Origin of the sequence: Sphingopyxis sp. H050, assembly GCF_001468265.1 — a bacterium.
Taxonomy (GTDB): Bacteria; Pseudomonadota; Alphaproteobacteria; order Sphingomonadales; family Sphingomonadaceae; genus Sphingopyxis.
Genome location: NZ_LNRZ01000002.1, coordinates 436,034 through 447,782, shown reverse-complemented (window position 1 = coordinate 447,782; position 11,749 = coordinate 436,034). Strand labels below are relative to the sequence as shown.

The following is an 11,749-nucleotide window of genomic DNA, read 5'->3' as shown; positions in this document are numbered from 1 at the left end:
GCGTTGTGATCACGCTCATAGCCGGAAACGTGTCGGTTCGTCGATGGCAAGGACGAAGGATATTGCAGGAAGGCGCGGAGCGAGTCATGGCGACTTTAAAGGGAGTATCCATGCTCTTCGCGTCCCGCCCTTCGTGCATCAAGCGCCTGCTGGTTATCGAGGATGACCCGCTGACGGCGTTCGACAACGAACATACGCTGAAGCACAGCGGCTATGACATCGTCGCGACGGTCGATTCGGGCGAGGCGGCCGTCGCCGTCATCGCCTCGGAACAGATCGATGCGCTGGTTCTGGACCTGGGCCTTGCCGGCAACATGACGGGCCGCGAAGTCGCCCGGATTGCTCGCGACCGCGGGATCGTCGTCCTGCTCGTCACCGGGCAGTGCCCCGCCGACGCGGCCGACATTGCGATTGCCTGCCTCGGCAAGCCGCACAACCCGGCGGCGCTCGTCTCGGCGCTGAAGGCGCTCGAAATGATGGCTTGCAAGAACCAGACACCGCGCAAGGTCAGCGGGCTCACCACTTTCTGGCGGCCCGAGGCGGCCTGAGCGCGCTCGTCGGCCTATTCGGCCGTCCGATACAATCCCGCTTCCAATTTGACGCCGAGCCATTAGGCCGGTCGTCCAGAACAACAGCATCCGCAACAAGCGGCTCTGCGGGGAGCGACGCATGTCAGTTGACCTAATCCGTTTCATCATTTTCGTGGCCGTTTTGGGCGGTCTGGTGATCGGCGCATTTTCGATTCCGGCGTTGCGCCCGTATCTGCGCAAGAACCCGCTCGTCGCTTTTCTGCTCGGGATATCGAGCGGCTTTCCGCTAACCTTGCTCATCGCGACGATGACCTTCTGGCTCGCAAAGGTCGGGATCGACACCGCGACGATCGGTTTCGCAGTGGCGCTTGGCATTCCCTACACGCTCAAATTCCTGTGGGCGCCGCTGGTCGACAAGCTGCCATTGCCGTTTCTGACCAGCACCTTCGGGCAGCGGCGCGGCTGGCTGTTCCTGATTCAGGCGCTGTTGTTCGTCTCGGTGTGGCAGCTCGGCGCCAGCGATCCGAAGCCCGGCGACCTTGGCTTGTTCGCGGTCTGGGCGTTGATCACGGCGTTCCTGTCGGCAACGCAGGACATCGTCATCGACGCCTATCGCATCGAAATTCTTGAAGAGGATGAGTTCGCACACGGCACGGCGGCGAACCAGTTCGGCTATCGCACCGGCAATCTGATCGCGGGCGCGGGGACCATCTATTTCGCATCGAACGAAGGGCTGGGACTTGGCTGGGCGACCGCCTATGGCCTGACCGGCTTTTGCATCATACCCGCGATCATCGGCGCGCTGTGGGTGGGGCCGGGCAAATTCGTCGACCGGTTCGAGCATGCCAGCGGCATGAAGCCCGCCCAGTGGCTCACCGAGGCGGTGGTCAACCCGTTCCGCGAGTTCCTGACCCGGCACGGCGCTTTCCTGATCCTCGGGTTCGTCCTCGTTTACAAGGTAGGTGACGCCATGGGCCAGGCGATGCTGAGCCCGATGATCGTCGATATGGGATTTGCCGATCTCGATTATGTTTCCGCCAGCAAGATCTGGGGTTTCGGCGCGCTGATTGTCGGATCGGCGATGGGGGCGCCCTTCATTCTGTGGCTCGGCATGGGCCGCGCGTTGCTGATATCGGGACTTTTGATGATGTTCTCCAACGTCATGTTCATGATCCTGGCGGCAACCGGCAACAACTACTGGATGCTCGTTGCGGCGATCGTGACCGAAAATGTGACGAGCGGCATCGGTTTGACGGTGTTCACAACCTATCTCTCCGGCCTGTCGAGCATCGCCTACACCGCCACGCAGTTCGCTTTGTTGTCGTCCTTTGCCGGTGTCGGCCGCACCTTCATGGCCGGCCCCGCCGGCATCGTTGCCGACAAGATCGGCTGGGTCGGCTTTTGGGGCTTTACCGTCGTCGCGGCGATCCCGGGCATGATCTTGCTCTGGCTGCTCTGGAGCAAGGGCTATGTCGTCCAGAGCATTCGCCAGACCGAGGCGGTCGACGAGCAGCAGCTCAAACAACCCGTCGGAGCAATACGTATCGCGGGGTTTGTTCTGGTCGTAATCGGGCTCGTCGGAATATTGCTCTGGCAGCCGCTCGAGCTTGCCAACCATATCCTCGCCATCTCGATTGCCGTCTTCGTCGCCGGCGCGTTGCTGGCGTGGAAGGGCAAGGCGGCCCCAGCGGCAGCTTAGACGGGATGCTCGCCGTTGAGATCGAGTACGATGCCGGCGAGATAGAGCGAGCCGCAGATCAGAACGTCGCCATCGCCGCATAGGTCTGCGATATGGCGGAGCGCGGCGGTGACGTCACCGCAGGGCTGAGCATCCGCTATGCCGAGGTCCGATTGCACCCGACGGCAGAGCGCGTTGGGATCGTGATGCTCGTGGCCGGGAATCGGCACCGCCTGGAACGACGCGATCCTGCTCGCGAAAGGGCGAAGGAAGCCCATCGCATCCTTGTTGGCAAGCAGGCCGCAGACGATGTGCAGCGGCGCCCGGTCGTCGAGCGCGCGGGCCAGCGCCGCTCCCGCATCGGGGTTATGGCCTCCATCGAGCCACAGGTCGGCGCCGGCGGGCAGCAGCGCGGTCAACGGCCCAGGGCCGAGCCGCTGCATCCGTCCCGGCCAAAAGGCGCTCGCCACGCCGCGCGCGATCGCGTCGTCGCTCGGCCGGGGGCCGTCGGCCAACCGGAGCATCGCGATCGCGAGGCCGGCGTTGCGCCGCTGGTGCGCGCCGGGCATGCTGCTGTGCAGCGGATGGACGATCGAGCCGAATTTCGACCGCCAGAAGAATTGCTCGCCGTCGGGGACGACGGCCCAGGCGTCGTTTTCGGCGAAGGGCATGACATCGGCCGCCGCGGCGGTCTTGCCAATGATGTTCGCCAACGGCAGCGGGTAATCGAGACAGGCAAGCCGCGTCCCCGGCTTGATGATGCCCGCCTTTTCCCACGCTATGCGCGTCGCCGGGTCTGCGGGCGCTCCCGGCTCGGGGGCGAGCAAAAAGGCTTCGTGATCGATGCCCAGCGACGCGATGCCGCAAACGGCCGGTGGCGATATAATATTGGTCGCGTCGAGCCGTCCGCCAAGGCCGACCTCGATGATGCAATCGTCGGCTAGCGTTCGGGCGAAGGCGAGGAACGCGGCGGCCGTCGTCACCTCGAAAAAACTGGCCTGCAGACCCTCGGCTCGGTCGAGCACTTCTTTGAGCAATGCCGCCAGCAGCGCATCGTCGATGAGCGTTCCCGCGAGGCGGATGCGTTCATTGAAACGCACCAGATGCGGGCTGGTATAGGCATGGACCCGGCGCCCGCTGGCTTCCAGAATCGCGCGTAGATAGGCGCAGGTCGACCCCTTGCCGTTGGTCCCCGCGACATGAAAGGTTCGCGGCAGGCGGTTCTGCGGATTGCCGAGCCGGTTGCAAAGCTCCGCAATCCGCTCGAGCCCCAAGATGTCGCGCCCCGGCGACAGCGCGGCGAGGCGATCGAGCTGCGCTTGCACCGCAGGGTCGGAGGAGTGGGCGTGGTCGGGCATCGGGCTGTTCTCAAAACCGTTCGCCCTGAGCTTGTCGAAGGGCCGTTCCTTCCTTCAACGACCTGGAGGAAAAGGTCGGTGCTTCGACAAGTTCAGCCACGAACGGGACGAAGGGATAGCGTCGAAAGCTACGCTGCCTTCTCCGGCGCCAGATAACCGATCAGCCGTCCCAGCGTCTCGGGCAGGTCCTTGCGGTGCACAACCATGTCGATCATCCCGTGATCGAGCAGATACTCGGCACGCTGGAAGCCCTCGGGCAGCTTTTCACGGATCGTATTCTCGATCACGCGCTGGCCCGCGAAGCCGATCAGCGCCTTGGGCTCGCTGATCTGAACGTCGCCGAGCATCGCGTAGCTGGCGGTAACGCCGCCCGTCGTCGGATCGGTCAGCAGCACGATATAGGGCAGTCCGGCGCGGCGGAGGCGTGCCAGTGCGACGGTCGCGCGCGGCATCTGCATCAGCGACAGCGTACCTTCCTGCATGCGCGCGCCGCCCGCGGCGGTGATCGCAATGTAAGGGACGCCGCGGCGGATGGCATCCTCGACCCCCGCGACAAAGGCTTCACCGACCGCGACGCCCATCGACCCGCCCATGAAAGCGAAATCCTGCACGCCGATCACCGCACCCTTGCCCGAAATGCGGCCGAACGCGTTCTGATAGGCGTCGCGGTCGCCGGTCTGGGCGCGCGCCGCCTTGATGCGGTCGACATATTTCTTGGTGTCGCGGAACTTCAGCGGATCCTCGGGCGCCGCGGGCGCCGCGATCATCTCGTGAATGCCACCGTCGAACAGCTGCGCAAAACGCTGTTTGGCGCCGATGCGGTCGTGATGATCGCAGCGCGGGCAGACGTTCAGATTGTCTTCCCATTCCTTGACGAACACCATCTGCTGGCACTGGCGGCATTTGTGCCAAAGATTGTCGGCGGTATCGCGTTTGGCCGTGAACGGAATGGCGTTGCGAACGCGGTCGAGCCAGCTCATGCGGCGATCTCCTTTGCGCCGTGGATAGCATCGGCAAGGGCGCGGGTGAAGGCTTCGACATGCGGCGCCGCGGCGTCGCCATGCTCGGCGATGATGTCGATGAAGGCCGATCCGACCACAACCCCATCGGCGACCTCGGCGATTTGCGCGGCCTGTTCAGGCGTGCGGACGCCGAAGCCGACCGCGACGGGCAGGTCGGTCGCAGCCTTCAGGCGCCCAACGGCCTCTTCGATGCTCGCCTGCGCGGCCTGCTGCTGGCCGGTAATACCGGCGACCGACACATAATAGAGGAAACCGCCCGCGCCATCGAGCACGGTGGGTAGGCGCGCGGTGTCGGTCGTCGGCGTCGCCAGGCGGATCAAATCGACGCCTGCCGCACGAAGCGCCGGGCCAAGCTCAGGGTCTTCCTCGGCAGGAACGTCGACGCAGATGACCCCGTCGACGCCCGCCTTCGCACATTCGGCCGCGAACCAGTCGCCGCCGCGGATCGTCATGGGGTTGGCATAGCCCATCAAGACGAGCGGGATGGCGGGGTGGCGCCGGCGAAAGGCGGCCGCGTGCGCAAAAATGTCGGCGGTCGTCGTTCCCTTGGCCAGGCTGCGCAGGTTCGCCTGTTGAATTGCCGGGCCGTCGGCCATCGGATCGGTGAAGGGCATGCCGAGCTCGATCACATCGGCGCCCCCCGCAACGAGCGCGTCGAGGTTCGCGGCGGTATCGCCGTCGCCGCCGGTGATGAAGGTGACGAGCGCTGGGCGGGGTTTGGCGAAGGCGGCGGCGAAGCGGGTCATTCGAAGGCGCCTTCGAGGCGTCGAGCCTGACGAGCACGGGCCAATAAGCTCGCAACAAGCAGGGCAACGGCAATAATGCAAACAACAAAAAGGCCCGCTTGATAGCCAACGCATGTCCTGGCGAACACATAGTCGCCCTTTGTCGGCAAGCTCTTGCAAACCGAGATTTTAGGAAGCCAGTTATAGAGGAAATTCAGATAACCTAGGGCGAAGAATGCTATTGAACCGCGATAGAGCCACATTTCCAGTCGCGAAGGGTGGTCCGTCGCAGCCGGAAAAATGAGTGTGCAAAGCCGATATAGGGTTGCGACAATCCAGGCCACCGCGACATAATCAAACACGGTAATGAATGAAATTTTGTCTTGGCTTCCGAATAATAGCCAATTGCTTGAGAAGAGATCGTCGTCGCGGTCTCGCAGAAAATATGCGGGCACTAGGGTGCCCGCAAGAACGAGCGTCGAAAGTATCCAGCCAAGAAGGGCATCATTGAAACGATTTCGATCAAATCTCACAGCGCTACCCCCAACGCATCCGCCACCGTATTGATGTCCTTGTCTCCCCGGCCCGAGCAATTGACGATGATAATCTTGTCCTTGCCCATCGTCGGCGCGATCCGTTCGGCCGCAGCGATGGCATGGGCGCTTTCGAGCGCGGGTATGATGCCTTCGAGCTTGGTCAGCTTCTGGAAGCTCGCGAGGGCCTCGGCGTCGGTAACGGGCTCGTAGCGGACGCGGCCGATATCGTGAAGCCAGCTATGCTCGGGGCCGATGCCCGGATAGTCTAGCCCCGCCGAGATGCTGTGCGCCTCGGTGATCTGGCCGTCCTCGTCCTGCAGCAAATAAGTTTTGTTGCCGTGGAGGATACCCGGCTTGCCACCTGCCAGGCTGGCGGCATGCTTGCCTTCCAGCCCTTCGCCCGCGGCTTCGACGCCGACGATCTCGACATCGGTATCGTCGAGGAAGGGATGGAAAAGCCCGATCGCGTTCGATCCGCCGCCAACGGGGGCGATCAGCATGTCGGGGAGGCGGCCCTCGGCTTCTAGAATCTGCGCCTTGGCCTCATCGCCGATAACCGACTGGAAATCGCGGACCAGCTGCGGATAGGGGTGCGGGCCGGCGACGGTGCCGATGATGTAGAAGGTGTCGTGGACGTTCGCGACCCAGTGGCGCAACGCCTCGTTCATCGCGTCCTTCAGCGTCTTCGCCCCGCTTTCGACCGCGACGACTTCGGCGCCGAGCAGCTTCATGCGGAACACATTGGGCTGCTGCCGCGCGACATCGACCGCGCCCATGAAGATGGTGCAGGGCAGGCCGAACAGCGCCGCGACGGTCGCGGTTGCAACGCCATGCTGGCCCGCGCCGGTTTCGGCAATGATCTTGGTCTTGCCCATGCGCTTGGCGAGAAGGATCTGGCCGATGCAATTGTTGATCTTGTGCGCGCCGGTGTGGTTGAGATCCTCGCGCTTGAGATAAATCTTTGCGCCGCCGAGGGCATCGGTAAGCCGCTGCGCGAGCCACAGCGGGCTGGGGCGGCCGACATATTGCGCCAGCAGATAATCGAACTCGGCCTTGAACGCCGGGTCGGCTTGCGCGGCGCGATAGTGGCGTTCAAGGTCGAGGATCAGCGGCATCAGCGTTTCGGCGACATAGCGGCCGCCGAACTGTCCGAAGTGGCCGCGATCGTCCGGCCCGGTGCGAAGGCTGTTGGGGAGCTGGGTCATCGTCCCGCGGCTTTAAGGAAAGCAGCGATCTTGTCCATATCCTTAACGCCCGGCGCGCTTTCCACGCCAGAGGAGACATCGACAAGCGGCGCGCCGGTCTCCGCAATGGCCGTGGAGACATTGTCGGGGGTCAGGCCGCCGGCAATGCCCCACGCCATCGTGTGGCGATGATTCTTGAGCAACGACCAGTCGAAGCGGGTGCCCGTGCCGCCGGGCAAGTCGGCCGCGGGCGCGTCGTAGAGGATGCGATGCGCGGAGCCCTCATATTGCTTCACGCGCTCCAGCGTCCCAGCGTCGCGCAGGCCCACGGCCTTCCAGACCTCCGCCGGAACGAGCCGCCTGACCGCGGCGAGCCATTCGGGGGTTTCGTTGCCGTGAAACTGGATGATGTCGGGGCGAACGAGGTTGAGCGCCTGTCCTGTTACTTGCTGCGACGCATTGACGAGCAGCAGCGCGACCTTGACGCCGCTGCCCTCGGCGCGGCGGCGCAGGTCGGCGGCGGTCGCCAGGTCGACATGGCGCGGGCTCGGCTCATAGTGGACGAGGCCGATGTGCGTCGCGCCATGGCGAATGGCGGCATCGACCGTTTCGGGCGTGGACAGGCCACAGATTTTGACGAATGGGGGCATGGTCATTTATCCTGTCGTCATCCCAGCGGAGGCCGGGACCTCAACGGTGCGCGATAGTGCGAGGTCGAGATCCCGGCCTTCGCCGGGATGACGGATGTTGCTTACAGCGTGGCTTCAATCTCGCGCGCGGCGAGGTCGGGGTCCGGCGACTGGCTGATCGGGCGCCCGACCACCAGGATCGAAGCGCCGTCGGTCATCGCTTGCGCCGGCGTGACGATGCGCTTTTGATCGCCGGCCTTGCCGTTCGACGGACGCACGCCGGGGACGACGAAAAAGCCGCCCGGCCATGCCTTGCGTGCCGATTTCACTTCCTGCCCCGAGCAGACAATGCCGTCGAGACCGGATTCGCGGGCCAGCGCCGCAAGCCGGACGACCTGATCGTGCGGAGTGCCGGCAACGCCGATGTCCTCGAGATCGGGGGCATCGAGGCTGGTGAGCACCGTGACGCCGACAACCTTGGTATGCGTGCCCGCCGCGGCCTTGGCCTCCTCCATCATCGCGCGGCCGCCGGCGGCATGGACGGTCAGGATCGCCGGTTCCAGCGTTCGCAGCGCCTGGATCGCCTTGGCGACGGTGTTGGGGATGTCATGCAGCTTCAGGTCGAGGAAGATCGGCAGGCCGAGCTTCGCCATTTCATGGACGCCGTGATGGCCGTTGGCGCAAAAGAATTCGAGGCCCAGCTTTAATCCGCCGACATGGTGCCGAACTTTCTGCGCCAGCGTGAGCGCGGCGTCGAGGTGTGTCGTGTCGATGGCAAGATAGATGGGCGATGTCATGGCTTGTCCGTCGAGAAGAGGTCGGTCGGGGGAGGAGGAACGTCGTTGACCGCGGCCGCTGCGGGGGCCGGATCGGGCGAACGATTGGCAAGCGCGCGCAGGTCGGCGAGCTGGCGTTCGCTGCTGTCGAGCCGGCGCTTCAGCGACCAGCGCGTCGTGCGCAACGCGATCCACATCGGCACCGCGCCGATCAGGAAGCTCGCGAGGATGAGCACGGGCAGCTTCGTATCGAGCACCTGGCCTGGCCAGATCGTGATCGTCACCGGAATCCAGTTTGCCATCGCAAAGATGACCAGCACAGCGGTAAGCGATACCCAGATGATCGTCCTCAGGATTCCCACTTTGCCTTGCTCCTCTTTGGGCCCGTTGCGGCGACCCTAAGACAGATTGCCGCGCGTTTCCAGTGGCGCGCTAGCCGAAGACCCGCGCGAAGATGGTATCGACGTGCTTCAAATGATAGCCGAGATCGAACAGCGCGGTCAGCTCGTCGGCCGACAGCTTTGCGGTGACGTCGGCGTCGGACTTCAGCAGTTCGAGCAGCGACAGCTGGCCGTCGCTTTCCCATACTTTCATCGCGTTGCGCTGCACGAGGACGTAGCTTTCCTCGCGGCTCGCACCCGCTTGCGTCAGCGCCAGCAGCACGCGCTGCGAATGGACAAGCCCGCCCATGCGGTCGAGATTCTTCTGCATCCGATCGGGATAGACGAGCAGCTTGTCGACGACGCCGGTCAGGCGCGCGAGCGCGAAGTCGAGCGTGATCGTCGCGTCGGGACCGATGAAACGCTCGACCGACGAGTGGCTGATGTCGCGCTCGTGCCACAGTGCGACATTCTCCATCGCGGGGATCGCGGCGCTGCGCACGACGCGCGCCAGGCCGGTGAGATTCTCGGTCAGCACCGGGTTGCGCTTGTGCGGCATCGCCGACGAGCCTTTCTGCCCCGGCGAGAAATATTCCTCGGCCTCCAGCACTTCGGTGCGCTGGAGGTGGCGGACCTCGACCGATAAGCGCTCGATCGACGAGGCGATGACGCCGAGTACCGCAAAGAACATCGCGTGACGGTCGCGCGGGATGACCTGCGTCGAGACCGGCTCGATCGACAGGCCGAGCTTCGCCGCCACATGCGCCTCAACGCGCGGATCGATGTTCGCGAAGGTGCCGACTGCGCCTGAAATGGCGCAGGTCGCGATCTCGGCGCGGGCGGCCTGCAGGCGCAGCTTGCAGCGCGAAAATTCGGCATAAGCTTCGGCCAACTTCAAGCCGAAGGTCACGGGCTCGGCATGGATGCCGTGGCTGCGCCCGATCGTCGGGGTCAACTTATGCTCATAGGCGCGGCGCTTGATGGCTTCCAGGAGCGCGTCGAGGTCGGCCAGCAATATGTCGGCCGCTTGGCTGAGCTGGACGGCCAGGCAGGTGTCGAGCACGTCGCTGCTGGTCATGCCCTGATGCATGAAGCGCGCTTCATCGCCAACATTCTCGGCTACCCAGGTCAAAAACGCTATCACGTCATGCTTTGTGACGGCCTCGATCGCGTCGATCGCCTCGACGTCGATCTTCGGGTTGGTGGCCCACCAATCCCACAGCGCCTTGGCGGCGGATTTGGGTACGGTCCCCAGTTCGGCGAGCGCGTCGGTGGCATGCGCTTCGATCTCGAACCAGATGCGAAAGCGATTCTCCGGCGACCAAATCGCGGTCATGTCCGGGCGAGCGTAACGCGGGACCATTGATATTCCTTCCATTTATGTCGGCTCATCGCAGCTTCGCAGCGGAATCACGACCAGGCGCCCCCTAGCAGGGGCAAGCCGCTTCGCCAATTGGCGCCGCACTGCAACTAGCCCGCACGCCCGTGGTTGACCCTATGCCCCTTCATGACAGGTGGTCGATCGCATCCGCTGGTCGGCTGTCGCTACAGGAGAAAAATCATGTTGAAACAAGCTCTTTTAATCGGCGCTGCCGCCATCAGTTTCCCGGCGCTGGCGCAGAATACGCCCCCCGCCGATACTGCTGCGCCTCCCCCGACCGAGCAGGCCGATCCCTCGGCGAGCCAGCCGGCCCCGACGCCTGCAGACCCCGCGCCGACCGATACGACGGCTCCGGGACCGACCGAGCCCAATACGACCCCGGGCGCGCCTGCCGCAGCTCAGCCCGCCCCGTCGAGCAGCGCCGCTGCGACGCCAGCGCAGATCGCGCAGATCGTCAATACCGAATTCCCGACCTATGATTCGGACAAAAACGGCGATCTCAATCAGGGCGAGTTCGCCGCGTGGATGAAGAAGCTACGCGCAGCGACCGAGCCGACGATCGACACCGAGTCGGAGCAGGTGAAGACTTGGATTGGTCAGGCTTGGACGGTGGCGGACGCCGACAAGTCGGGCGCGATCAGCAAGGAAGAACTCACGGGTTTCTTGTCGCGCGGCGCCTAATATAGGAATGTCGCACGAAGGAGCGGTGCAGCCGTCGGAGACATTCGGCGGCTGCATCTGTTTCAGGATCAGAGCAAGCCCATGGCCCGCAGACTGCGATGATCGGTGCCGCCGATTATGATATGGTCGTGGAGCGCGATCCCCAGCTTTCCCGCTGCATCCGCGATATCACGGGTGATAGCGATATCCTGGCGGCTCGGCTCGGCATTTCCGCTCGGATGATTGTGGACAATGATGATTGCCGCTGCGCCGAGTTCGAGGGCGCGCTTCACGACCTCGCGCACATAGATCGCCGATTGGTCGATCGAGCCCTCGCTCGTAATCTCGTCGCGGATCAGCATATTGCGCGAATTGAGGTAGAGAACGCGGACACGCTCGATATCGATCGGTCCCATATCGGCCCGCAGCCAGTCCAGCAGCGCATCCCAACTCGAGAGCAACGGCTTGTCTCGAAATTGGCCTTTCAACATTCGCAGGCTTGAAGCGTGGACGATCTTCAGCGCCGCAACCGCCGTATCGCCCATACCCTCGACGCGGCGCAACGATTGGGGGTCGGCGCTGATCAATTGCGCCAGCGACCCGAATTCCCGGAGCAGGGTTTTGGCGAGCGGCTTGGTATCTCGGCGGGGAATCGCAAGGGCGAGCAGATACTCGACCAGCTCATAATCCGCCATGCCTTCGGCGTCGCCGCCGAGCAGCCGTCCGCGCAGCCGTGAACGATGCCCATGATGATGATCCGCGTCCCCCATGCGGGTGTCGATAACCGCCTTGTGGGGCGCACTCAACGGCCATAAGGTTCCGACCCGATGGCTCCGTCCTGTTTCCTGCAGCTATTTGCGCCATTTCGGCGTTATCCGGTTAAACAGGGC

The 11,749-nt window shown here is 63.9% G+C and carries 13 protein-coding genes; 3 read left to right on the top strand and 10 right to left on the bottom strand.

From position 1 onward, the window contains the following. Window positions 1-110: 110 nt before the first annotated feature. Window positions 111-548 (top strand): response regulator, encoded by a 438-nt coding sequence (locus tag ATE67_RS05270; protein WP_058815566.1) that lies wholly within the window; start codon window positions 111-113, stop codon window positions 546-548. Window positions 549-669: 121 nt separating this feature from the next. After that, entirely contained in the window at window positions 670-2,229 is a 1,560-nt protein-coding gene (locus tag ATE67_RS05265) for an AmpG family muropeptide MFS transporter (protein ID WP_082660210.1), read from the top strand. Here ATE67_RS05265 and ATE67_RS05260 read toward each other — a convergent pair. The 9 genes from ATE67_RS05260 to purB all read right to left on the bottom strand — a co-directional run bounded on the left by ATE67_RS05260 (window position 2,226) and on the right by purB (window position 10,181). Continuing rightward, window positions 2,226-3,566, bottom strand: coding sequence for a bifunctional folylpolyglutamate synthase/dihydrofolate synthase (locus tag ATE67_RS05260; RefSeq protein ID WP_058815565.1), 1,341 nt, complete (start codon window positions 3,564-3,566; stop codon window positions 2,226-2,228). The genes ATE67_RS05265 and ATE67_RS05260 overlap by 4 nt on opposite strands. Window positions 3,567-3,694: 128 nt before the next feature. Continuing rightward, a complete protein-coding gene (gene accD / locus ATE67_RS05255) occupies window positions 3,695-4,546 on the bottom strand; it encodes an acetyl-CoA carboxylase, carboxyltransferase subunit beta (RefSeq protein WP_058815564.1) in 852 nt (283 codons plus the stop codon). Further along, window positions 4,543-5,334 carry a tryptophan synthase subunit alpha gene (trpA, locus tag ATE67_RS05250; protein ID WP_058815563.1) on the bottom strand — a complete coding sequence of 264 codons (792 nt, stop codon included), beginning with the start codon at window positions 5,332-5,334 and terminating at the stop codon, window positions 4,543-4,545. The genes accD and trpA overlap by 4 nt, the downstream gene beginning before the upstream one ends. Next, a complete protein-coding gene (locus ATE67_RS21325; protein ID WP_156416913.1) occupies window positions 5,331-5,846 on the bottom strand; it encodes a hypothetical protein in 516 nt (171 codons plus the stop codon). The genes trpA and ATE67_RS21325 overlap by 4 nt, the downstream gene beginning before the upstream one ends. Continuing rightward, complete coding sequence (trpB, locus tag ATE67_RS05245; protein ID WP_058815562.1) at window positions 5,843-7,054, bottom strand: tryptophan synthase subunit beta; 1,212 nt, start codon at window positions 7,052-7,054, stop codon at window positions 5,843-5,845. Before trpB ends, ATE67_RS21325 begins: the two co-directional genes overlap by 4 nt. Further along, on the bottom strand, window positions 7,051-7,683 hold the full coding sequence (locus ATE67_RS05240) for a phosphoribosylanthranilate isomerase (RefSeq protein WP_082660209.1): 633 nt from the start codon (window positions 7,681-7,683) through the stop codon (window positions 7,051-7,053). Before ATE67_RS05240 ends, trpB begins: the two co-directional genes overlap by 4 nt. Window positions 7,684-7,784: 101 nt before the next feature. Further along, window positions 7,785-8,459, bottom strand: a complete 675-nt coding sequence (pyrF, locus tag ATE67_RS05235) for an orotidine-5'-phosphate decarboxylase (RefSeq protein WP_058815560.1) — start codon at window positions 8,457-8,459, stop codon at window positions 7,785-7,787. Further along, on the bottom strand, window positions 8,456-8,800 hold the full coding sequence (locus tag ATE67_RS05230) for a lipopolysaccharide assembly protein LapA domain-containing protein (protein ID WP_058815559.1): 345 nt from the start codon (window positions 8,798-8,800) through the stop codon (window positions 8,456-8,458). The genes pyrF and ATE67_RS05230 overlap by 4 nt, the downstream gene beginning before the upstream one ends. A 70-nt stretch (window positions 8,801-8,870) precedes the next feature. Continuing rightward, window positions 8,871-10,181 (bottom strand): adenylosuccinate lyase, encoded by a 1,311-nt coding sequence (gene purB, locus ATE67_RS05225; protein WP_058815558.1) that lies wholly within the window; start codon window positions 10,179-10,181, stop codon window positions 8,871-8,873. A 198-nt stretch (window positions 10,182-10,379) separates the two neighbouring features. On the opposite strand from purB, the gene ATE67_RS05220 reads away from it, so the two are divergent. Continuing rightward, on the top strand, window positions 10,380-10,880 hold the full coding sequence (locus ATE67_RS05220) for a hypothetical protein (RefSeq protein WP_058815557.1): 501 nt from the start codon (window positions 10,380-10,382) through the stop codon (window positions 10,878-10,880). A 68-nt stretch (window positions 10,881-10,948) separates the two neighbouring features. On the opposite strand, the gene radC is transcribed toward ATE67_RS05220, so the two are convergent. Beyond that, window positions 10,949-11,629 (bottom strand): RadC family protein, encoded by a 681-nt coding sequence (gene radC, locus ATE67_RS05215; protein ID WP_058815855.1) that lies wholly within the window; start codon window positions 11,627-11,629, stop codon window positions 10,949-10,951. Window positions 11,630-11,749 lie beyond the last annotated feature (120 nt).